Genomic DNA, 24,897 nt, shown 5'->3' with positions numbered 1-24,897 from the left:
CGGTCATTTCAGATCATTCCCAGACCTTATCTCCCATTGCGGAAATGAAAGCTGTAAGTTCCTCAGCCATTTCGTACTGCTCAGGCAGACGTGGGTGACCTGGGGTAGCCTTTCCTGACCTTGTGAACTTGCAGTGAGATATCTTCTCATCATTAAGCTCGTTCTTTATCTCCTCTATTACATCGTCCCATACAGGATCGTGATTGAGTACAGTCAAAAGAAGTATAAAATATGCGTTCGGATATTTTGACTTCAGATCAAGGATTATATCCTTGTATCTGTTCTTCCACTTTGTTCTGTATTCAGGATCTGTGATATCATTGTCAGGGTGTCCCTCTCTGTGAGGATCGTTCTGACCGACAGCGAAAAGAACAACGTTCGGAACATAAGAAGAGAAATCCCACTTTGTTATGCCCTTTTTGCCCTCAGGAAAATAGCAGAGCTTGTCATAAGCCGACTCCATACCGATAAATTCGGGAGCATGATAATATCCCGTACCGTCGAATATAGCTATTCCGCCCTGTGCGCTGTCATGTATCTGCGCACCGAGATTTCTCGATGTGATGAAAGAATAGCTGTGCCATGCGTTGTCATATACTCCCTCATGTCCCTCAGGATCGCAGCTTGCAGTATATTCAACAGCCTCAACAACTTCACCTGCCGAAACGGAATCTCCGTAACACTCTATCTTTCTTGACGGCAGAGGTGAATGTTCAAGCGCTTCACCCTCAGCGTCTATCTCAAAGCCTAAAAATTCAAAATAATGGGTAGCACCCTGTCTTTTATAGAAGATTATCTCATGCTCGCCCTCGTCAAGTCCCTCAGCCAGCGGAACAACGATATCCTTGTCGTTTTCACTTATCTCCGCCTTGCATTCCTTTCCGTCGATAAGAAATCCCACCAGCATATCATTATAATATCTGTGGTTGTGAACAACTGCGCTTACGCTCGTTCCTGTAAACTTCATTCTTGCATTTGTTCCTGCCCAGTAAAACTCAGGTCTTTTCGGGTCTGCAAAATCTATTCTTCCCATGTAAAGTATAAAATTGCTGTCCGCAGGGATAAGCTTTTTCTTTGCCATGATCTTTCCTCCAATAACTTTAAAATGTATCAATGAAAAATATAAACATCATCACCATATTTTTCAGATAAATTCATTATATATTATAAAATTCTTTTATCCATATGTCAAGAGCAAAATCACGGTTAATTGCAACTTTTTTTATTCAATATCTCTGAATTATTCCTTATTAAGTTAAAAAATGCTTTACAAAATGTATTTGGTGTGCTATAATATTTTTGTATATTGCAGATAATATCATAATGTGATGAAAGGATGTCTTTGAAATAAGTAATATTTTTGATTCGCATTGTCATTATGACGACGCTGCTTTCGATGAGGACAGGTATGAACTGCTGGACAGACTGCTCATAGGTGAGGATCACCCTGTGGATAAAATGCTCCATGCGGCAACAGATGAAAAGTCCTCCCTTTTCGGTATCGAAACAGCAAAGAAATATGAGAACTTTTATACCTCGATAGGCTTTCACCCTGAGTGTATGGACTCTATCCCCGATAACTTTACAGATGTTCTGGAAGAGCTTTATCATAAAGCCAGCAGCATACATAAGCTTTGCGCTGTGGGCGAGATAGGTCTTGATTATCATTATGAGGGATACGATAAGCAAAAACAGATAGCTGTATTTACAAAGCAGATAGAATTTGCGGTGAAAAGATCTCTCCCTGTTATGATCCATTGCAGGGACGCTACGGAGGATTGTATGGAGATACTCCGTAAATACCGCCCTGAGGGAGTGGTGCATTGCTTTTCCGGTTCGGCTGAAACAGCAAGGGAAATAGTCGGTCTTGGAATGTATATCGGCTTTACGGGTGCGCTGGCTTTTAAAAATTCAAAGAAAGCTAAAAGAGCCTGCGACGCTGTTCCGACAGAAAGACTGCTGCTTGAAACAGATTGTCCTTATATGGCTCCGCCGCCGTTCAGAGGACAAAGATGCGACAGCTCTATGATAGAAAAAACGGCTGAAACTATGGCTGAGATAAAGAACAAAACGGTGCAGGAAATTATAAATATAACAAACCACAACGCCTGCACTCTCTTTGGAATAAACACAAAGTAAGAAAGGATCTTGACAAAAATGGCAGAAATAATGTATATTGTTATCCCATGCTACAATGAGGAGGAAATGCTCCCTATAACAGCAAAGGAGATAATGAAGAAAATGGACGCACTTACCGCTGCGGGAAAGATAAGCCCGAAAAGTAAGGTAATGTTCGTTGACGACGGCTCAAAGGATAAGACATGGCAGATAATCAGCCAGCTCAATTCAATGAGCGATATGTTCACAGGAGTAAAGCTGTCAAGAAATAAGGGCCATCAGAATGCGCTCCTTGCAGGACTTATGACTGCAAAGAACTATGCTGATATAATCGTTTCAATGGACGCTGACCTTCAGGACGATATAAATGCCATAGACGGTTTCCTTGAAAAGAGAGCAGAAGGCTGCGATATTGTTTACGGAGTCCGCTCATCAAGAGAAAAGGATACCGCTTTCAAGAGAAATACAGCTCAGGCTTACTATAAGATACTTGAAAAAATGGGCGTTGAGATCACATATAACCACGCAGATTACAGACTTATGTCAAAGCGTGCAGTAGAGGCTCTCGCTGAATTCAAGGAAGTAAACCTCTTCCTCAGAGGACTTGTTCCAATGGTGGGATATAAGAGCGATATCGTTACATATGTAAGAAATGAAAGAGTTGCAGGCGAGTCAAAGTATCCGCTGAAAAAGATGATATCCTTTGCCGTTGAGGGAATAACCTCTCTGTCGGTAAAGCCTATAAGATTTATCACAACTATCGGTATCATTGTTTTCCTTGTATCTCTTATTATGCTCCTCTATTTCCTCATCACATGGGCAGTGGGCAGCACAGTTAGAGGCTGGGCGTCTACTATCACATCAGTATGGGCAATAGGCGGACTTCAGCTGCTTGCGATCGGAATTATCGGCGAGTATATCGGAAAGATCTATCTTGAAACAAAGGCTCGTCCTAAATTTATAATTGAAAAGAATCTCGAAGAAGAAAATTAATCATAAAGGAGTAGAAAATAATGGCAGAGCAGAATAACCAGAACAACCAGAATAAAATGGATAACACAGCCCTCGTAGAGGCTATCAAGGCAATGAGAGAGAATTTCTGTCCGGAAACACAGAATAAGGTAATAAACATTGCCCTCAGATGCACTTTCCTTATCCCTGCTGTTGTTGAAAAGAATACAGAGCTTGTTGCTGACGCTGACAACCATGTAAAGTTTCAGGATAAGCAGACAGCAAAGTTCATTCTTATCAACCATAAGGAAAGAGGATCATACTTCCCTGTTTTCACAGATGAAACAGAGCTGAAGAAGATCAAGACAGACAGACCTTACAGACCTTTCGCAATGAAGTTCCCTGATATCGCAGGTCTTACAGAGAATACTCCTAACGTAAAGGGATTCGTTATAAATCCTTTCGGTCAGAATCTTCCTTTCACAAAGGAGATGCTCGCTTCTATCAAGCAGACTCTCATCAATGTAAGAAAGCAGAGAGAAGAGGCTGCAAAGGCTGCTAAGGAAGCTGAAAATGCAGAGGGCGCTGAGAACGCTGCTCCTAACATCACTGTTTCTTCAGCTGAGGAGAACAATTAATAAAGTAAAATATGTTTACAGAGAGCCGTGTGAAAATGCGGCTCTTTTTTATGAAATTTTGCAATATGTAAAGATTTGAATATCAAGCGAAATCTATAAAAAAACTGTTGACAAACCTCCCTCATTTGGTGTATTATTATAGTGTAATCGTTTTACGATACTAATTTTATGGAGGTTATATATATGGCTGAATTTTTCAAGGATATCCCTAAGATCAAGTTCGAGGGTACAAACAGCACAAATCCGCTGGCTTTCAAATATTACGATCCTGATGAGGTTGTAATGGGCAAGACAATGAGAGAGCAGCTCAAGTTCGCACTTTCATGGTGGCATACAATGGGCGGCGACGGAACAGATATGTTCGGCTGCGGCACAACAGATAAAACATGGGGCGAGAGCGACCCAGCTGCAAGAGCAAAGGCTAAGGTAGACGCTGCTTTTGAGATCATGGACAAGCTCTCTATCGACTATTTCTGCTATCACGACAGAGATATCTCTCCTGAGTACGGCACACTCGCTGAAACAAATGCTAAGTTCGATGAAGTAATCGACTATATCGAGGAGAAGATGAAGGCTGATCCAACAAAGAAGCTTCTCTGGGGTACAGCTAAGTGCTTCGATCACCCAAGATATATGCACGGCGCAGGCACAGCTCCTTCAGCTGACGTTTTCGCTTATGCAGCAGCTCAGATCAAGAAGGCTGTTGACAGCACAGTAAGACTCGGTGGTCAGGGTTATGTATTCTGGGGCGGAAGAGAAGGCTATGAAACTCTTCTCAACACAAATATGGCTCTTGAGCAGGACAATATGGCAAGACTTATGAAGATGACTGTTGACTATGCACGTTCTATCGGCTATACAGGCGACTTCTATATCGAGCCAAAGCCAAAGGAGCCAACAAAGCATCAGTATGACTTCGATACAGCTACTGTTCTCGGATTCCTGAGAAAGTACGGCCTTGATAAGGATTTCAAGATGAACATCGAGGCTAACCACGCTACACTTGCTCAGCATACTTTCCAGCACGAGCTGAGAGTTGCAAGAGATAACGGCGTATTCGGTTCTATCGACGCAAACCAGGGCGACCCGCTCCTCGGCTGGGATACAGACCAGTTCCCAACAAATGCTTACGATGCAACACTTTGTATGTATGAAGTTCTTAAGGCAGGCGGTTTCACAAACGGCGGTCTTAACTTCGACGCAAAGGCAAGAAGAGGTTCATTCACACATGAAGATATCTTCCTCAGCTATATCGCAGGTATGGATACTTTCGCTCTCGGTCTTAAGGCAGCTGCTAAGCTTATCGAGGACGGCAGAATAGACAAGTTCGTTGATGACAGATATGCATCATGGAACAGCGGTATCGGTGCTGATATCATCGCAGGCAAGGTAGGTATGGCTGACCTTGAAAAGTATGCTCTCGAAAAGGGCGAGGTAACAGATTCACTTACAAGCGGCAGACAGGAATATCTCGAAAGCGTTGTAAATCAGGTAATGTTCAACCTCTAATATTATAATCAGAATGAAAGCAGTCGGAAATATCCGGCTGCTTTTTTAATACTGAGGTTCAAATATTTATGTATAAAACCGCCTTTTGCGGTCATAAGCGGTCGGATCATGCGGCGGCAAGTTCGTATATTTAAACGTACATAAAAAATTAACAAATAAAAATTCACTCTGTAAACGTTTAATCTCTTGCAATATTCTAAGTTTATGATATAATATTGTTTAGTGTTAAATAGAAATAAAATGTTCATATTTTAATGCTAAGATTAATTTTATAAAAGGAGCTGGTTATCATAAGTATTACATATAATGAACAGTCAAAAACCTTTAAGCTCAGAGCAAAGGATACAGACTATATGCTTCAGGTGATCGAGGAAGGCTATCTCGCTCACGTTTATTACGGAAAGAAAGTCTGCGACGAGGATCTTACATACCTCCTCAGACTTGACGAAAGCCCATTCACCCCTGCAACAAATGACAGGGACAGAGCAAGCTTTATGGATTCACTCCCGTTCGAGTATCCATGTTTCGGTCTTGGCGATTACAGAGAGCCTGCTATGATGATAATGGATATCAACGGTATGTCTACCTGCGATCTGAGATATGTTTCACATAAGATATATAAGGGCAAGCCTGCCCTTGAGGGACTTCCTGCTACTTTCGCAACAGAAAAGAGCGGGGCTGAAACTCTTGAGATAACAATGAGAGATAAGTATGCCTGCATTGAGGCTACTCTCATCTACACCGCTTTTGACGATCTGGACGTTATCACACGTTCGGTAAACTTCAAAAACTACGGCGAAAACCCTGTAAAGCTTACAAGAGCGCTTTCTGCCTGCGTTGATTTCGATACCCACGAGTTCGATATGATAACACTCAACGGCTCATGGGCAAGAGAAAGAGCTGTTGAAAGATGCAGACTCCACCACGCTAAGCAGCTGGTAGATTCATGCAAGGGTGAGTCATCACATCAGAACAATCCTTTCGTTGCACTCTGCGAGCATAAGGCTGATGAGGACAGCGGAGAGGTTTTCGCTTTCAACCTTGTTTATTCAGGCAACTTCTTTGCACAGGCTGAGGTAACACAGCATAAGAAAACTCGTTTCCTTATGGGTATAAATCCTCTTGACTTTGAATGGCTGCTTGAAAGCGGCGAAGTTTTCACCGCTCCTGAGGTAGTTATGGTACACTCTGACGAAGGTCTTGGCAAGATGTCAAGAACATTCCACGATCTGTACAGAGAGAACCTTATCAGAGGTGAGTACAAGGATAAAAGACGTCCTATCCTCATCAACAACTGGGAAGCAACATATTTCAACTTCAATACAGATAAGCTTATCGACATCGCAAGAGAGGCTTCAAAGCTGGGTATCGAAATGCTCGTAATGGACGATGGCTGGTTCGGCCACAGAGATGCGGATAACTCTTCACTGGGCGACTGGTTCGTTTATGAAAAGAAGATAAACGGCGGCTTAAAGCACCTTGTTGACGAGGTAAATAAGCTGGGTATGAAGTTCGGTATCTGGTTCGAGCCTGAGATGATATCACCTGATTCAGAGCTTTATAAAAAGCACCCTGACTGGGCTATACAGGTAAAGGGCAGACCGCTCACACTTTGCAGAGAGCAGTATGTTCTCGACTACTCACAGAAGGAAGTAAGAGATTACGTTTACTCCATGATGAGAAATATACTTGATTCAGCAAATATCGAGTATATAAAGTGGGATATGAACAGACAGCTCACAGAGGTCGGCTCAAACTTCCTGCCTAAGGAAAGACAGAGAGAGCTTTGGCATAGATATGTTCTCGGCGTTTATGACCTTATGAACAGACTGACAACAGATTATCCACATATCCTTCTTGAAAACTGTTCAGGCGGCGGAGCAAGATTTGACCCGGGTATGCTTTACTATTCACCGCAGATCTGGTGTTCAGACGATACAGACGCTATCGAAAGACTTAAAATACAGCATGGTACTTCAATGTGCTATCCATGCTCTGCTATGGGCGCACACGTTTCAGACTGCCCTAACCACACAGTCGGCAGAAACACACCGTTCAAGACAAGAGGTCATGTTGCTATGGTCGGCACTTTCGGCTATGAGCTTGACGTAACAAAGATACCTCAGGAGGACAGGGACGCTATCCCAGGTCAGATTGAGGAGTTCAGAAAGTTCAATACCCTTGTAAGAACAGGCGACCATTACAGAATAGGCAATATGTTCGAGGACAACACATGGGACGCATGGATGTTCGTTTCAAAGGATAAGAGCGAGGCTCTCTTTGAGTTTGTTCAGGTAATGGGCAGACCTAACGAGCGTTCAAGAAGAATAAAGCTTAAGGGACTTGAAGCTGACGCTTTCTACTATGAGGAAAGCGAACCGGATAAGCTTATCTCCGGTTCTGCTCTTATGAACGCAGGTATAAATATAGCTAAGATCTGGAACGGCGACGGACTTTACGGCGACTATGCTTCAAAGATACTTCACTATATAAAGAAATAAAAGAAATAAAGCTTACGAAACTGAAAGTTTATAAGTTCGTTAAAAATTATATTTAATATTGACATCTAAATAAAGTAAAATATAACTGTAAGCTTAATATGACATAAAGGCGGATAAGGATATCCGCCTTTATGCACAATGAAAATGTAAACGAATACATAACTTGAACAAGGAGAATGGTATGAAAGTAAAAAAGCTGATCGCACTAAGCTGCGCCTGCCTTATGACTGTATCAGCCTTTGCAGGCTGTTCTGACAGCTCCGACAAAAAGGACAGCAGTTCAAAATCGGGTTCAGACAGTTCATCTGCCGAGCAGACCTATTATAACGGCGAAAAAAAGGATACAGGCTGGGAATGGGGAAATGTTGAGATAGTCGGCGGAGGATTTGTGCCGAATATAGTTTATAACCCTACCGAAGAGGGATTAGTGTACTGCCGTACAGATATCGGCGGCGCATATAAGCTCAATAAGGAAACTAACCGCTGGGAGTGTATAACAGATTTTATCGGCGGTGATGATTGGAACTATATGGGCATCGAAAGCATTGCCACAGACCCTGTTGAACCTAACAGAGTTTATATCGCAGCAGGTACATATTCAACATCAAACGGAGCGATATTCTACTCCGATGATTACGGTGAAAACTGGGGAATATATGAGCTGCCTTTCGGCTGCGGCGGAAATGAAGTTGGAAGAGGTGCAGGAGAAAGACTTCAGGTCGATCCTAACGACAACTCCATAATCTATTTCGGTTCGAGAGCAGACGGACTATGGAAATCTGAAGATTACGGCAGAACATGGGCAGAGGTAACAGAGTTCCCGACAAAGGGCGGTTATACTGAGGAAGGTTATTCTCAGGGACTTACCTTTGTTGCATTCGATAAGTCAAGCTCAGAAAAGGGCGAGGCAACAAAAACTATCTTTGTCGGCGCAGCTGCCTCAAAGGGCAACTATATCTATCGTTCAGACGATGCAGGAAAGACATGGACAGAGATAGAGAACCCTACCGCTATTACAACGGGTGATAATTCAAGATTAAAGCCTGTTCAGGGAGAGGTTTCCTCAGACGGATATCTTTATACTTCATGGTCATATAAGATAGGTCCGAGCAACGCATCTGACGGCGCTATACAGAAGCTTGACATCAAGACGAACGAGTGGACGGAGATAACCCCTGACACAGTTTATACCTGCGGATACAACGGAATTTCCGTAAACCCTAACGATCCTAAGATGATCGTCTGCGAAACACTTGACCTTTGGGCAGTGGTTGACAACGTGTTCGTAAGCTTTGACGGCGGTGAAAGCTGGACAGGCATATGGGCAGATGATGAGAACGGCGACCCGCAGAACAATTACACTATCGACATAAGTTCAAGCGAATGGCTCGACTGGCAGGGACAGCTCAAACCGGGCTGGTGGATGACAGGTGTGGCAATAAACCCATTCAACCCTGATGAGATAATGTACGGCACAGGCGCAACTATCTTCGGCACAACAAATCTCACAAAGGCAAAGGAAGAGCCTATAAATCTTGAAGTAAGAGCAATGGGCATAGAGGAAACTGCTATATTCGATTTCGTTTCACCGAACGCAAATGATGAAAATGCACCTGACCTTTATTCCATTATGGGAGATATTTACGGATTTAAGCATCAGGACGCTGACGTTGCACCAAAGGAGCATTACGGCGACTTTAAGTCCACTGACATCGACTGTGCATCACAGGATTACAATATCGTTGTAAGAGCCACTGACGCAGATTCGGGTACGGTATACTATTCAACAGACGCAGCCGATACATGGCAGGCTGTTGAAACTCTGCCTGAGGGTGTTGACGCAAAGGCAGGCGGTTCTGTAAAGCTTTCAGCAGACGGAAAAACTATTTTGTATCAGTCTGGAACAGCAGGCGCAGGAGTATTTGTAACAAATGATTTCGGCAAGACATGGACAAAGTGCGAGGATATCCCAGCCGGTTCTATGATCGAAACGGACAAGGTGAACCCTGAAAAGTTCTACGCTGCATTTGACGGAGTTATCTATATGAGTGAGGACAGAGGTCAGTCATTCAGTCAGGTAACAAGTATGCTGGTGACAAACTTCACAATGCAGGCTTGCACAGACACAGAGGGAGATCTCTGGCTTGCAGTAGGCAGCGGCGGAGTATATCTTCTTGACACAGCCACAGGCGAGCTTACAAACACCTGCAAGGAAGTTGATGAGTGCGACGCTCTCGGCTTCGGCAAGGCAAAGAACGACGGCGACTATATGGCTCTCTATATGCTTGGTGACGCAAACGGCGAAGGCTACGGCGTTTACATTTCCGAGGACAAGGGCGCAAGCTGGAGAAGAATAAATGATGATGCTCACAAGTGGGGCAATGTAAACAAGGTCATCTCAGGCGACCCTAAGACATACGGCAGAGTTTACATTTCAACCAACGGCAGAGGAATCATCAGAGGCGATGTTGCAGAATAATTTGCACAGCAAGCTGAGTATATAGCATATTGAGAAGGGCGGTCAGCACCGACGAGAGGTGTTGACGCTCTTTTCTTTTATAATTTTATAGATCTTACAAGTTTGATATGGAAAACAAAGCTTACACGGAAATTACAAATCAAATAATAATTTGTCTAAATATCGCTTTGTTGAGTACGTTTTTTTGGATAAGCGTTGTAACAAAATAGTTACGCTACGGTTACACACAAGGGGCAAAAAAAGGACAGCTGTTGATTGTTGAAAAAGTTTTCAACATTTCAACAGCTGATATTAGGGGAAAAGCGTGACTTTTTAACAGTTTCAACAGAGTTTTCAACAATAATCAAAGAATTCAACTGTTGAATTCAACTGTCCAAAAATATTCTTGTTACCGTTTTTTAACCGTTTGTAATTTGTTCACAATCATATTTTTATGTAAATTTATTGCTGTAAATTGAGCGAAAACAGAGGAAAAGGCATAATTTTTTCAGTTATAGTCTAAATGCACAAATATTTATGTACAAATTTATTAAAAAAGTTATTGCAATTTGAATAGAAATGTGATATAATAACCAATACATAAAAAACGTTCATATTTTTTATAAACATTTTTCAATAATTTTAACATAACAGGAGGCATAAATCATGGAAGAACGTATGCAGACCATACAGTCAAGAAAAAACAAGAAGGTATGTATAGGGGTCATTCCCGGACACTACGCAACGAACCACTCTCACGTTAATTATTATGTTGCTATGACATCTATAAAGACAAGCCTTAAAATGGCAAAGGATGCTGCTGCGGAGCTTGGAAACACATACACAGGAACGCACATCGACACGATAATCTGTCTTGAGGGAACGGAGATACTTGGTGCATTTCTTGCGGACTATCTTGCGCAGGGCGGAATAAACAGCGGTGCTGACATAAACGTAGTTACACCTGAGCTGAACGCAGTAAATCAGATGATATTCAGGGACAACACCCAGAAGAAGATATGGGGCAAGCGTGTACTTCTGCTTATTTCATCAGCCTCCACAGGTAAGAGCATAAACAGAGCCATAGACTGTTTGCAGTATTACAACGGAAAGCTTGTAGGCATAGGCTCTATATTCTCGGCGATAAAGGAATCCAACGGAATAGAGATACACGCACTGTTCACAGAAAAGGATCTGCCGAACTATGAGAACTACGCAGCCAGCGAATGCCCGATGTGCAAAGCAGGACAGAAAGTAGATGCACTCATCAACAGCTTCGGCTACTCCAAACTGTCCTAAGGCCGGACGGGCCATTACGCTACGCTCGTAAACTCGCTGTCTGCTGTCCGAACTTTTCATTTTGCGCTCGGAAGAGTCCTCGGGCGGACGGCTCGATTCGCTACGCTCGACTAGCTCGCTGTCGGCGGTCGGGGCTTTTACTTTGAGCTCGGAAGAAACAGAGATATGACTTTTCCTAAAACCGACTTTGATAAGGTCTTATCTTGGTTTTTAAATGTTTGATGTTTCGTAGGGGCGACTTTTGGTCGCCTCTTTTTATACACGGAAATAACCCAGCTTATAAGCAGCAAACTTTAAATACCAAACAAAGCAAAAGCAATCACAAACTATCAACTGCACAAAGCAAGTTTTAGGCTAAAGCCCTTTTTCAAAAGGGCTTTCAGGGGCTCAAAGGGGGCAGCGCCCCTTTGTCGCTCCCGCAGGAGCGAAATCCCCATCGGAGGAGCTCCGCATAGGGTGAATTTGAAAATAGTCCAGCGGACTGTTTTCAAAGAGGGGCAAGCCCTGCGATAGAGGGCTGCCCCTTACTTGCCTACCGCACAAATTCCCCTGCAAGGGCTTGCCCCTTGCACGTCCTCGGGCGGACGGCTCGGTTCGGGACACTCGGAAGAAACAGAGTGCTGGCTTTTTCTAAAACCAACTTTGATAAGGTTTTATCTCGGCTTTTAAATGTTTGATATTTCGTAGGGGCGACTTTTGGTCGCCTCTTTTGTGTGCAAAGATATGTAACCCAAAATTTAATTTATAAAGTATAACAGGCGGTCAGAATACCGCCTGTTTTTATGCTGTTCAGTTATATTTCATCTGCTCATGAACGGTTTGTTCCTGCGCAAATGTATCAAGTATCTTTTCTTCTATCTGATTTCGTGCTGAGGACGTTATGGGGTGTACGATATCTCTGAAAACTCCGCTCTCGTCACGTCTGCTGGGCATGGCTACGAAAAGCCTGCTGTCCCCCTGTATTATTTTGATGTCGTGTACGGCGAAAATGTTGTCGAATGTAACGCTGACTATTCCCCTCAGCTTTCCCTCGTTCATTATCTTGCGTATCTTTACTTCTGTGATGTTCATATATGGTCAGCTCCTGTGTAGATTTAAGATATCTTTTTTGCACTTTTCGGATTTGTTGTGTTAAAAAGATGATCTTATTAAAAATTCTTGCCATTTGATAAAAAAATATTCAAAAAGGGGTTTATTTTTTTGAAAAAATGTATTATAATAAAAATAACTATAAAGTTATCACTATGCATTTTTTGCATATTATATTATTACTTTTATTTACTTTTACTATATTGAACCGCTGACCATCAGCGTTTGGAAAAGAGGACAACACCTATGATCTCTGATGAAATTTTAAAGAATATAAAACACGTCCATTTTATCGGAATAGGCGGATCGGGTATGTATCCGCTGGTACAGATATTCCACTCAAAGGGTTATTTTATCACAGGTTCGGATAATAACGAAACTGAAACTCTTGACGCCGTTAGAAAAATGGGCATCACAGTTTACCTCGGTCAGAAAGCCGAGAATATTGAGGGCGCAGACCTTATTATTTATACTGCCGCAATTATGGCGGATAACCCTGAGCTTATCGCCGCAAAGAACAGCGGCGCATATGTCTGCGAAAGAGCGGATATACTTGGACTTGTTACAAGCTGGTATGACAACGCTCTCTGCGTCTGTGGAACTCACGGAAAGACAACTACATCTTCTATGCTCACACAGGTATTTGTTTCCTCAGATGTGGATATCTCCTGCGTTATCGGCGGAAAGCTGCCAAGCATAGGCGGTTCTGGCAAGGCTGGCTCAACACAGACTATGGTCTGCGAGTCCTGCGAGTTCGAGGATCATTTCCTTAAACTTCACCCCGATGTTGCGGTCATACTTAATGTTGACGCAGATCATCTTGAGTATTTCAAGAATATAGAAAATATAATCAAGAGCTTTAATAAGTTTGCCTCTATGGCATCAAAGGCTGTTATATATAATGGCGATGATGAAAATACACTTAAAGCCGTTGACGGAATAGACGGCGGAAAGAAGCTTATATCTTTCGGCTGGGACAGAAGCAACGATTATTCAGCCTCAATAAAGAGTAAGAAAGGCTTGCAGACAGTTTTCACCCTTTACTATAAGGGCGCTCCTGTAAGGGATATGACTATAAATGTTCCGGGAGATCATAATGTGCTTAACGCTCTTGCTGCCTGCGCTGCTGCAAGATATTCAGGTCTTGACTGGGACAGCATTGCAGCCGGTCTTGCAGATTTCCATGGCGCTATAAGACGTTTCCAGAAGATAGATGAAGTTATGGGAGTTACCATTGCGGACGACTATGCTCATCACCCAAAGGAGATAGAGTGTACGCTCAAAGCCGCAAAGAGCCTTGATTTCAAGCGTGTGTGGGCAGTTTTCCAGCCTTTCACATATTCAAGAACAGAGATACTTATGGACGATTTCGCCTCTGCACTCTCCATTGCTGATATTTCCGTTATCACCGATATTATGGGCAGCAGAGAGAAGAATACCCATGGTATCTATACCGAGATGCTCGGCACAAAGACTTCAAATGCAGTGTGGTTTGAAACTCCTCATGAGATAGTGGATAAGCAGACCGCTCAGCAGAAGGAAAAGAACTTTGATATGTGCATCGACTATATAATGAAAAACTGCGCAGAGGGAGATCTTGTTATAACTCTCGGCTGCGGAGATGTCTATAAGCTTGCTAAAAAGCTCGCAAAAAGGCTTCACGAGAAAGAACAGAAACAGTAAATTTTGAAAGGGATTGCTATGAAGATAACCGAAAACGAGCGAAAGGTCTTTGAATTTATAAAGCAGCGTGTGGAGGAGGGTTATCCCCCTACTGTCAGAGAAATCTGTTCTGAGTTCGGGTTCAAGTCCACCTCAACAGCTCACAGATATATAAATTCGCTGACTGAAAAGGGTTTTCTTGAAAAAGGCTCAAAGCAGAACAGAGCGATACGCCTTGTGGGTTCGGCAGGTATGAGGATACCCCTTGTTGGAACGGTAACTGCGGGAACACCTATAACGGCTATCGAGTATGTCAGCGAGTATATAAATTTTCAGCCTGCAAGGAATTATTCAAATCCGCTTTTCGCCCTCAAGGTAAGGGGAGAATCTATGATAAATGCAGCTATCCTTGACGGGGATATAGTTGTTGTGGAGCAGACTCCCTATGCTGAAAACGGCGAGATAGTGGTTGCGCTCGTAGACGGCGATTCCGCAACAGTAAAGACCTTTTATAAGGAGGACGGCCATTTCAGACTTCAGCCTGAGAATGACACAATGGATCCTATCATAGTTGACAGCGTGGATATACTGGGCAAGGTCGTGGGCGTTATAAGATACATATAGGCTTTATAACAGAAAGGAAAGACAATGAAAAAATGCGTATACTGCGGCGCTGCAATGAAAGAAGGGGCAAAGATCTGCACAAACTGCGGAAAGGTCGCACCCTCAGAGCAGCTTAACGGCAATCAGTTCAGCAATTTCGGCGGACCGCAGGGAATGACACCTGGTGCAAAAAATACTGCAAGGACAACATATGCAGCAACACGTTCCGCAAAACAGATGAAATATGCGGACGACAAGTACGGAAACGGACCAAGACGCAGGGTAGACGAAAACTACGATCCTGTAAAGCAGTCGAAACAGAAAGTACCGTTCGTAACAAACGAAAGCAGCGGAAAGGAAAAGCACAGGAGCAGGATAATACCTGTGGTGAAGCTGCTGATAAAAATTGCGTTGGTGCTGTTCATACTCTATGCCGCATTCGGTTTTGCAAGAGTTATGATGGTAAAATCTGCGTCATATGATTTCAAGCTGGGCGAGGGAATGAAGCTTACAAGTGAAAACTACGGCGACGCTTTCGATAATTATTTTACCGACGGAAAATGGAGCTATGAACTTAAAGGCAACTGTGTGACATATAAGGGAACGGCTCAGGACGGCGGAGAATATGAGATGACTTTCGGAAAATCAGAAGGTCAGACGGCAGTTCTGACCCTTACCATAGACGGCAAAAAGATAGACAGCGAAAAGATAATGCCGCAGTATGTATTGGGAATGTTCATGTCGGAAAAAATGGTTACCCAGTAGTGTGTATCCTAATCTGAATATCTCTGGCGGACGCAGCAGGCAAAGGCAGGCTGCTCCGCCAGTTTAAGTTCAATTAATGTTCTTTATATATACTTTAATTTATACAGGCGGCTGATAAAGCCAAAGGAATGCCGCTTTAGTATAGGAGGAAGTTATGGACGAAAAAACGGAGAAAAAATTAAAGAAAGAAAATAAAGACAAAATAGAAAAAACTGAAAAAATACCGAAGGAAAGAAAACAGAGAGAACCGTATAAAAGAAAGCCGAAAACCCTGCTCAATGTGATATTCTCACAGAAAGCGACTATCATTCTGCTCCTTGTGCTTCAGTTCGTGCTGATATTTATAACCTTTACTCAGCTGAGCGAGCATTATACATATATCCATGTTGTGTTCTCCACCATTGCCATTGTGCTGGCGATATCAATACTCAATACGAATGAAAATCCTGCGTATAAGCTGACCTGGATAATCCCTATGCTTGTGCTGCCTGTGTTCACTACGGTGGTGTATATACTGCTGAAAAACCAACCCGGCACACGAAAGGTGCGCAACGCATACGCAAAGAAATGTGCAAATACAAGAGCTTTCCTGCCTACTGATAAGGAGGTAATGAAAGCGGTAAAGGAAGAGGATTCAACTCTTTATAAACTCTGCACATATATAGATGACCGTGCAGGCTACCCTGCGTACAGATGCGAGGGGGCAGAGTATTATCCGCTGGGAGAATACAAGTTCGAGGCTATGATAAGGGAGCTTAAAAAGGCTGAGGATTTTATCTTTATGGAGTATTTCATTGTTGACGAGGGCGAAATGTGGTCGCAGATAATGGAGATACTGCTTGAAAAGGTAAAGGCGGGAGTGGAGATAAGATTTCTCTGCGACGGAATGGGTTCGCAGTTCACTCTCCCCTCAAAGGATCTGAAAAAGCTGAGAAAAAACGGCATAAAGTGCCTTATCTTCAATAGGTTCCACCCTATGATGTCCACCATACAGAACAACAGAGATCACAGAAAGATACTTGTTGTGGACGGAAAGGTTGCATTCAACGGCGGTATAAATCTTGCCGACGAGTACATAAACAGAAGAATAAGGTTCGGTCATTGGAAGGACACAGCCGTTATGATAAAGGGCGAGGCGGTATGGAACTATACAATGATGTTCCTGCAAATGTGGGAGGTCATTTCGGGCGATACCGCACAGTATGATATGTACAGACCGAAAAGCACAGATGAAGTCCGCCGCTGCAAGGGTTATGTTATCCCATATTCGGATTCACCGCTCGACGATGAGGACGTTGGAAAGCTTGTTTATATGGATATGATAAACAATGCACAGGATTATGTTTATATAACCACCCCGTATTTTATCCCCGACAATGAGATGATGACAGCGCTGGAGCTTGCGGCGAAATCGGGTGTGGACGTAAGGATAATCACTCCACATATTCCGGACAAGTGGTATATCCACTGCATAACGAAATCATATTACCGTGACCTGCTTGCCATTGGCGTAAAGGTGTATGAATATACCCCTGGATTTATCCACGCAAAGAACTTTCTGTCGGACGATAAAAAGGCTGTTGTCGGAACGATAAATCTTGATTACAGAAGCCTTTATCTGCATTTTGAATGTGCAACATATATGTATGATACCGAGTGCATAAAGGATATAAGAGCAGATTTTGATGATCTCTTTGAAAACAAATGCCATATGATAACGGCGGAGGATTGCAGGAAGATAAGCTTTTTCAGCAGATTTGCCTCAGTTATACTGAGAATGTTCGCACCGCTGCTTTGATAAGATCAATATGATATGAAAAAACGCACGATAATAAAGATCGTGCGTTTTTCGTTATATGAGGTTTAGATCAGGCTTTTTTACTTTGACTTGCGCTTTGTAACGATAACTGCTGCAAGTCCGACAGATGCTGCTGCAAATCCTGCTGCTGCTCCTGTGGTCGGATTCTCACTTGAAGATGTGTTTACCTTTGTGTTTGCCTTGCTGCTTGTATCTGCCTTTGAGTCAGATGAAGAGTCAGCCTTTGATTCTGAAGATGATTCAGATGAAGGCTCTGATGAAGAAGGATCAGGCTGTGGCTCCGGATCAGGTGCAGGCATCTCATGCTCAGGAACTGTGATAGTCAGATCTGTTGAAACTGAGTCAACCATATCTGCTCCTGCTGTAACAGTGATAGTGTAGTCACCTGCAGGTACAGAAGCGTCTGTATTTACCTTCCAAAGTGTCTGAACGTCGCTGAGGTTGCTTATGTATGCAAAATCAACAGTATCGCTTTCGCCGTCTGCAAGAGTCATTCCCTCGGGGAGAGTGATCTTAAGATAAGCGTTGTTGAGGTTAGCCTCAGAGCAGTTCATATAAGCTGTTACATCGAATGGTGCAAATACTTCGTCGCTGTCCTCATCATCATTGAAAGATACTTCCTTGTCGCAGTATGCGTTCAGTGCAAGAGAAGCGTTTGACTCAGAAGAGAACTCAGACATACCGTAGAATGTTGTGTATGTTCTTGACTCGCCTGCTGCAAGTTCCTTTTCATACCAGTTTATAGTAACTGCGCTGTCATGGTATGAATAGTCAGGTATTATGGTGTAATCCCAGTTGTTTTCGTCACTTCTAACGTGCCACCAGTCAGCGAACTGAACCTTGTCAGGACGGAGATAACCGCTCTTGATGAATGTTCCCTGTGAGGTAACGCCCGGATCATAGAAGCTGTCGAATGCCTGCCAGAATGTCGGGATATCATCACCCTCAAATTCCATTTCAGAAGCAACTGCGCCTACGCCGGGAACTCTAAAAGGTGCTGCATCGTTTCCTGCCAGCATTGTGTCGAGCATGATCCTTCCGCCTGCTGTGTGTGAAACGTCGTCATTGTTTATTATAGTAAGCTCCACCTTGAGAACGTCAGCTCTGTTTGTGGAAATATTGTCTACGATAGAAAGTGTTCTGATAACAGTGATATTTCCGTCTGTCAATTCAGCAGAAGTTGAAAGATTGTCCTCGGAAGGAGTGTCGGAAGCTGATGAGAATGTAGTTGCCTTGCCGTCGATAACGTATGAGCAGTAAGATGTTGCTCGCTCGTTTGTGTATCTGTAAAGCAGATTTTTATTATCGTCAGATTCAATGTCAGGGTTGCCCTTTACTGTACCCAGTGAGAAATTGCCATCTGATTTGTCAACGAACAGACCGATATAGTCATTGCTGAGATTAATATCGTCAGAAGATGCCGCAGATGCTGACAAAGCAGAACCGAAAACAGCAGATACAGCCAGAATTCCTGCAAATATTTTCTTAAACATTTTGTTTTCCTCCATAATTTTTATTTTTATGCGTTTGTTGAAAAAACTGAAAATATTATGCCCATAATATTCCTATAATATCATAGTATAAAATATTTCAATAATTTAATTATACAATATCTGCACAAATGTGGCAATTAGCTTTTTACATATTAAATATGATTAATTTTAATTAGCTATTGTGGATAATGATAAATTAAGCAAGAGTCTAAATATAAATCAAATAAAATTTTCAATTTCTATTGACAAATTATATTAAATCTGTTATAATAATCGGGTAAAAGAGAGTAGCCGGCGGCGGTTTTACCGTTCGTTTATGCTTGCGTCAGTACGGTTAGCTGCTTTAAAAGTTGCTGACCCGCTTCATATCTAAACGGCGAGACTTTTACTGAGAAAATTGCGTGATAAGTGTGCAGTTTTGCCAGTAAGAGAGCTCGTTTTTTATTGTCAGTATTTCACACTTCCCACAGAGAGGAGCGTGAAATTTTTTTTTAGCGGGGTACACTTATATAAAAATAAGAGAGAAAAAAATATGTACGAAAAGGATCTGTTAAGTTATGACTAATCAGTATCAGAAAAAACTAAGCGAGGTATATGACGAGCTTTCGTCATGTCCTGAGGGTCTGTCTACACAGCAGGCCCAGAAAAATCTGGAGAAGTACGGAAAGAATATCATCTCCGAAGGGAAAAAGAAACCCGTGTGGCTCATTTTCCTCGAACAGTTCAAGGATTTCCTTGTGCTTATCCTTATTGCCGCAGCTGTTGTGTCTGCATTTATGAAAGACGCTGAAAGCTGTGCGGTAATACTCTTTGTTATTACAATGAATTCTATACTCGGCACAGTTCAGACTGTCAAGGCGGATAAATCACTCAGCAATCTTAAACAGCTCTCTGCTCCGACCGCAAAGGCTGTGCGAAACGGCGAAAAGGTGGTCATTCCTGCTGAGGACGTTGCGGTAGGTGATATACTTATCCTTGAAGCAGGCGATCAGGTCTGCGGTGACGGACGTCTTATCGAATGTGCCTCTGTTCAGGTGAACGAATCTGCACTTACTGGCGAAAGCCTTAACGTTCAGAAAGAGCTTTGCGAGATATCGGGCGAAAAACCGCTTGCGGAGAGAACGAATATGGTATATTCAGGCTCTTTCGTCACATACGGAAGAGGAAAAATGCTCGTTACCGAAACAGGTATGGATACAGAGGTCGGAAAGATAGCCTCACTTATCCAGAATGCATCTGAGAGAAAAACTCCTCTTCAGAAAACTCTTGACGATTTCGGCAAAAAGCTTTCTATGGGCATACTTATCATATGCGCAGTGGTATTTGCACTCAGCCTTATAAACGTTGACGTTATAAATAAGGACAGCATAATGAACTCATTTATGTTCGCTGTCGCTCTTGCAGTTGCCGCTATACCTGAGGCACTGAGTTCTATCGTTACTATCGTTCTCAGCTTTGGTACGCAGAAAATGGCAAAGGAAAATGCCATTATGAGAAAGCTGCAGGCTGTTGAAGGTCTGGGCAGCGTGTCGGTTATCTGTTCGGATAAAACAGGTACTCTCACTCAAAACAAAATGACCGTAAGAAAGATAATGGCAAACGGCAGGATAATCGACACCGACGCAGTTGATGATGAGGATAAAAACGATCCTGTCATAAAGCAGATGCTCAGAGCTATGATACTCTGCAACGATTCAAGCTGCCATGACGGCGTTGAAATAGGCGACCCGACAGAAACCGCCCTCATAAACTTCGGATTCAAGCTTGGTCTTGACCCCGAAAAGGTAAGAGCGGATATAAAGCGAATTTCCGAGATACCTTTCGATTCCGACAGAAAGCTTATGTCCACTCTCCACAATATCGACGGCAGAAATATCATGTACACAAAGGGCGCAGTCGATGTCCTTATAGACAGGATAAATGCTGACGATGATGAAAAGAAACGTATTACAGAATGTGCGGCAGAGCTTTCGGAAAAAGGTCTGCGTATACTCGCTTTCGTTTGCAGAGAGTTTGACGGCGAGCAGCTTGACGTAAATGATGAGAACGGCTACCAGTTCCTTGGTCTTATCGCAATGATGGACCCTCCGAGAGAAGAATCAAAGGCTGCCGTTGCAGAATGCAGAAAAGCGGGCATAAAACCGGTTATGATAACGGGCGACCATATTGTTACAGCCTCGGCTATCGCAAGGGAGATAGGCATACTTGATGAAAGCTCAAAGGCTGTTGAGGGTTCTGTCCTTGACCAGTATTCAGATGAAGAGCTTGTTGAGTTCGTAAGGGATAAGGCTGTTTATGCAAGAGTTACACCTGAGCATAAGATAAGGATCGTAAAGGCTTGGCAGGCAAACGGCTGCATAGTTTCCATGACAGGCGACGGAGTAAACGACGCTCCTGCCCTCAAACAGGCTGACGTAGGCGTGGCAATGGGAATAACAGGTACAGAGGTATCAAAGGACGCAGCGTCAATGGTGCTTGCGGACGATAACTTTGCCACTATCGTAAAGGCAATAAAGAACGGCAGAAATATTTATGAGAACATAAAGAAAGCAATAATGTTCCTTCTTTCGGGAAATTTCGCAGGTATCCTTGTGGTGCTTTTCAACTCCCTCCTCGGACTGCCTGTACCTTTCGCAGCTATCCACCTGCTGTTTATAAATCTTCTTACTGACTCTCTCCCTGCTATTGCGCTGGGACTTGAACCTCACTCTGAGGACGTTATGAGAAACAAGCCGAGAAATGCGAACGAATCTATCCTCACAAAAGCATTTATGGGCAAGATAGGCGTTTACGGACTTGTGATAGGCATTGCCACGATCTGCTCATTCCTTATCGGAAACGGCGGCTTTGGTATGAACGGCGACGCAAAGGCAGCAGTCGGCATGACAATGGCATTTGCAACACTCTGTTCCGCAAGACTTTTCCACGGCTTCTCCTGCAAAAAGGATAAGGCTGTCATCTTCTCGAAGGAAATGTTCAACAATAAATTCGGCATACTTGCTTTCCTCGCAGGAATGCTCTTCCTTAACCTTGTGCTTTTCGTTCCTCCAATCAAGGAGCTTTTCAAGGTGGCAGAACTTACAGGTATGCAGTATGTATGGCTCTATGCACTCAGCTTTGGCTCTATGCTGGTGATACAGCTTGTGAATGCGGTTTATTTCGGCAGAAAAAAGAACTGATAAAATATGAAAATGCGGTTTGGATATCCAAGCTGCATTTTTTATGCCCTTTCAATAAAATTGTTTAAAAAGCCTTGCATACGGACTTTTGTTGTGCTATAATACATTATGTATAACTGTTTATTGCCGTATAAAGAGCATATTATGCGGCTTTGCAGAGATGTATAGTAGAACGCATTAAAAGGAAAAATATTGAAAGGAGGATATACCTGCACTCTTTTTTTGCAGGTATGCCATAAAAATGTTTAAACGATCACCCTATCTGAAAAATGGTGAACAGAAGCAGAAAGAAAAATATCTGCTGCTGTTTATTGTCGCTTTTGCGGGAATGCTGATATGCTTCATTCCGTCGCTTATCGTAAATAAGGGCATTTTCCTTTATTACGGAGATTTTAATTCTCAGCAGCTTATGTTCTATAAGCACGCTCAGGAAATGGTCAAGGACGGAAACCTTGCATGGGACTGGGGAACGGATCTGGGTTCGAGCTTTGTGGGTTCATACTCGTTCTATCTTCTCGGTTCGCCTTTCTTCTGGCTGACTACCCTTTTCCCAAAGGGCGCAACGGTCTATCTTATGCCGTGGCTGCTTTCGTTAAAGACCGCCGTTGCGGCTGTTTGCGCATACGCTTACATAAGACGTTTCGCAAAGGACGTGAACGCAAGCTTTATCGGCGCTCTGCTTTATGCCTTTTCGGGATTTCAGACATATAACGTGTTCTTTAACCACTTCCACGACGCAACGGCTTTCTTCCCGCTCATGCTGCTGGGATTTGAAATGCTCGTTCAGGATAACAAGAAAGGTCCGTTTGCCGTTGCGGTGGCAATATGCGCTACCATAAGCTACTTCTTCTTTGTCTGCGACGCTGTTTTCCTTGTTATCTACTTCTTCCTCAGATGCATAGACAAGGATTTCAATATAGATATGAAGAAGTTCGGTCTGCTCATACTTGAGGCTGTTATCGGCGTTATGATCTCTGCTACGCTGCTGCTGCCGAGCGTTCTTGAAGTCCTTTCAAACTATCGTGTAAACGAAAGACTTTTCGGCAAGGATCTTGTGTTCTACGGCGAAAATGTAAGAATACCAAGAATAATACAGGCATTCTTCATGCTTTCAGATATGCCTGCAAGAATAAATATCCTCAGCTCAGACAATGCAAGATGGGCTTCACTGGCAGGCTATCTCCCGATGTTCTCTATGGCGGGCGTTATCGCTTATATGAGAACAAAGAAGAAAAACTGGGCTTCTTGGGCAATGATCGTGTTCGGCATAATGGCTTGTATCCCTGTGCTGAACTCAACATTTGTCCTCTTTAATGCATCATATTATGCAAGATGGTACTATATGCCTATCCTGCTTATGTGTATGATGACCGCAAAGGTGCTTTCTGACAACAGGGACGATCTTAAAAAGGGATTTATCCCATGCGTAGTGGTCGCACTGTTCTTTATCGGCGTAGGACTTCTCCCGACACAGGAAAACGGTGTTACCGTTTACGGAAAAGTTCCTGCATATATCGAGCTTTATTATATTCAGGCGATCGTAACTATACTTATGCTTGTTATGCTGGGCGTACTTATCTATGTGGTTGCTGAAAAGAAGATAAACTATATGAAAACTGCCGCAGCTATGACGGCGGCTGCCTGCATAATCTGCAACACATCTTCGGTGCTTTACGGCGTTGCACAGGGTTCTGAAAACCCCGACTATATCGAACGTGCCATTAATGGCGGCGATAATATAGATATGGACAAGCTTGAAGCCTCATCTGAAAATTACAGCAAAACAAATAACTTTTACAGAATAGATACCTCTGAAAATGTTGATAACTGGTGTATGTTCTGGGATCTCTCTTCAATGAGATGCTTCCACAGCGTAGTTTCAACATCTATCATGGAGTTCTATGATGCGATAGATCAGACAAGAGATGTTGCGTCAAGAATGGAAACAAAGCTTTATCCGCTGAGAAGTCTTTTCTCTGTAAAATATTACTTCAACGAGCTTTCCGAGGCTGAAAGAAACGGTTCGCAGACAGTTCAGACTCCAATGAACATAAACGGTCTTAAAGGCTTTAATTATGTTGATACTCAGAACGGATTCAATGTATACGAAAATGAAAACTATATCCCTATGGGATTTGCCTATGACTACTGTATCACAGATTCTGATATAAAGTCCGCTCAGGAAGTAGAAAAGACTCAGATGCTTATGAAAGCACTGGTTCTTGACGGAAAGCAGATACAGAAGTACAAGGACGTTATAAGCTACTATAAGTTCACAGGTCAGGATTATTCTGAGGATAACTATGCTCAGAACTGTGCAGACAGAAAGGCTGAGAGCTGTGACAAGTTCAGCTATGACACAAACGGCTTTGACGCAGAGATAACTCTCGATTCCTCAAAGCTTGTGTTCTTCAGCGTACCATATGACAAGGGCTGGAGCGCACAGGTCAACGGCGAGGACGTTGAGATCGAAAAGGTAGATTACGGCTTTATGGCTGTGCTTTGTCCTGCCGGTACAAGCGAGATAAGCTTCCATTATGAAACTTATGGTATAAAGTACGGTATGATAATCACAGGCGTTGGCTTTGTATCCCTCTTTGCTTATGTTATGTTCTGGCACTATAAAAAGGACGAAAAAGAGCCTGTCGAGGGCGATGGCGAGGACAGAAAGGATAAAAACAACAAGAAAAAGAAAGATAGCAAAAAAGACGGCGAAAATAGCGAAAAGAATAAAGAAAATAATAATGATAAGAAGATATCAGATACAGACAGCAGTGAAAAGGACGCTGAATGATCTGAATAAAACGGTTAAG

Annotated in this window: 16 protein-coding genes; 13 read left to right on the top strand and 3 right to left on the bottom strand. The window is 42.9% G+C overall.

Features of this window, described 5'->3' with window-relative positions; all coding sequences use genetic code 11:
• Window positions 1-13: 13 nt before the first annotated feature.
• A complete protein-coding gene (locus tag Q0E19_RS00665; protein WP_294406144.1) occupies window positions 14-1,081 on the bottom strand; it encodes an electron transporter RnfD in 1,068 nt (355 codons plus the stop codon).
• A 266-nt stretch (window positions 1,082-1,347) separates the two neighbouring features.
• Here Q0E19_RS00665 and Q0E19_RS00660 point away from each other — a divergent pair, with 266 nt between their 5' ends.
• From Q0E19_RS00660 to Q0E19_RS00630, 7 genes are all read left to right on the top strand, one after another.
• Window positions 1,348-2,139, top strand: a complete 792-nt coding sequence (locus Q0E19_RS00660) for a TatD family hydrolase (protein WP_294407008.1) — start codon at window positions 1,348-1,350, stop codon at window positions 2,137-2,139.
• 18 nt (window positions 2,140-2,157) lie between these two features.
• On the top strand, window positions 2,158-3,111 hold the full coding sequence (locus Q0E19_RS00655; protein WP_294406141.1) for a glycosyltransferase family 2 protein: 954 nt from the start codon (window positions 2,158-2,160) through the stop codon (window positions 3,109-3,111).
• 20 nt (window positions 3,112-3,131) lie between these two features.
• Window positions 3,132-3,707: an SseB family protein gene (locus Q0E19_RS00650; RefSeq protein WP_294406139.1), complete on the top strand. Its 576-nt coding sequence runs from the start codon at window positions 3,132-3,134 to the stop codon at window positions 3,705-3,707.
• Between the two features lie 183 nt (window positions 3,708-3,890).
• The gene (gene xylA / locus Q0E19_RS00645; RefSeq protein WP_294406136.1) at window positions 3,891-5,216 is read left to right on the top strand and encodes a xylose isomerase; all 1,326 of its coding nucleotides are present in this window, start codon (window positions 3,891-3,893) and stop codon (window positions 5,214-5,216) included.
• A 290-nt stretch (window positions 5,217-5,506) separates the two neighbouring features.
• Window positions 5,507-7,717 (top strand): alpha-galactosidase, encoded by a 2,211-nt coding sequence (locus Q0E19_RS00640; RefSeq protein WP_294407006.1) that lies wholly within the window; start codon window positions 5,507-5,509, stop codon window positions 7,715-7,717.
• Between the two features lie 181 nt (window positions 7,718-7,898).
• Window positions 7,899-10,196 carry an exo-alpha-sialidase gene (locus Q0E19_RS00635; protein WP_294406134.1) on the top strand — a complete coding sequence of 766 codons (2,298 nt, stop codon included), beginning with the start codon at window positions 7,899-7,901 and terminating at the stop codon, window positions 10,194-10,196.
• 645 nt (window positions 10,197-10,841) lie between these two features.
• Window positions 10,842-11,474, top strand: a complete 633-nt coding sequence (locus tag Q0E19_RS00630; RefSeq protein WP_294406133.1) for an orotate phosphoribosyltransferase — start codon at window positions 10,842-10,844, stop codon at window positions 11,472-11,474.
• Between the two features lie 789 nt (window positions 11,475-12,263).
• Here the strand turns inward: Q0E19_RS00630 and spoVG are convergent.
• Window positions 12,264-12,545: a septation regulator SpoVG gene (spoVG, locus tag Q0E19_RS00625; RefSeq protein WP_294406130.1), complete on the bottom strand. Its 282-nt coding sequence runs from the start codon at window positions 12,543-12,545 to the stop codon at window positions 12,264-12,266.
• Window positions 12,546-12,809: 264 nt separating this feature from the next.
• Here spoVG and murC point away from each other — a divergent pair, with 264 nt between their 5' ends.
• From murC to cls, 4 genes are all read left to right on the top strand, one after another.
• Complete coding sequence (gene murC, locus Q0E19_RS00620; RefSeq protein WP_294406128.1) at window positions 12,810-14,246, top strand: UDP-N-acetylmuramate--L-alanine ligase; 1,437 nt, start codon at window positions 12,810-12,812, stop codon at window positions 14,244-14,246.
• A gap of 18 nt (window positions 14,247-14,264) precedes the next feature.
• Window positions 14,265-14,849 (top strand): transcriptional repressor LexA, encoded by a 585-nt coding sequence (gene lexA / locus Q0E19_RS00615; RefSeq protein WP_294406126.1) that lies wholly within the window; start codon window positions 14,265-14,267, stop codon window positions 14,847-14,849.
• A gap of 24 nt (window positions 14,850-14,873) precedes the next feature.
• On the top strand, window positions 14,874-15,593 hold the full coding sequence (locus Q0E19_RS00610) for a zinc ribbon domain-containing protein (protein ID WP_294406122.1): 720 nt from the start codon (window positions 14,874-14,876) through the stop codon (window positions 15,591-15,593).
• 154 nt (window positions 15,594-15,747) lie between these two features.
• Window positions 15,748-17,391 carry a cardiolipin synthase gene (gene cls / locus Q0E19_RS00605; protein WP_294406120.1) on the top strand — a complete coding sequence of 548 codons (1,644 nt, stop codon included), beginning with the start codon at window positions 15,748-15,750 and terminating at the stop codon, window positions 17,389-17,391.
• 80 nt (window positions 17,392-17,471) lie between these two features.
• Here cls and Q0E19_RS00600 read toward each other — a convergent pair whose 3' ends face one another.
• Window positions 17,472-18,905: a hypothetical protein gene (locus Q0E19_RS00600; protein ID WP_294406117.1), complete on the bottom strand. Its 1,434-nt coding sequence runs from the start codon at window positions 18,903-18,905 to the stop codon at window positions 17,472-17,474.
• Between the two features lie 557 nt (window positions 18,906-19,462).
• Between Q0E19_RS00600 and Q0E19_RS00595 the strand changes: the two genes are divergently transcribed.
• A complete protein-coding gene (locus Q0E19_RS00595) occupies window positions 19,463-22,084 on the top strand; it encodes a cation-translocating P-type ATPase (protein ID WP_294406115.1) in 2,622 nt (873 codons plus the stop codon).
• Window positions 22,085-22,325: 241 nt separating this feature from the next.
• Complete coding sequence (locus Q0E19_RS00590) at window positions 22,326-24,878, top strand: YfhO family protein (protein ID WP_294406112.1); 2,553 nt, start codon at window positions 22,326-22,328, stop codon at window positions 24,876-24,878.
• Window positions 24,879-24,897 lie beyond the last annotated feature (19 nt).

The sequence above is a fragment of the uncultured Ruminococcus sp. genome, assembly GCF_934476685.1.
In the GTDB taxonomy this organism is placed as follows: Bacteria; Bacillota; Clostridia; order Oscillospirales; family Ruminococcaceae; genus Hominimerdicola.
The sequence above is the reverse complement of the archived record's forward strand: the minus strand, read 5'-3'. Positions and strand labels throughout refer to the sequence as shown.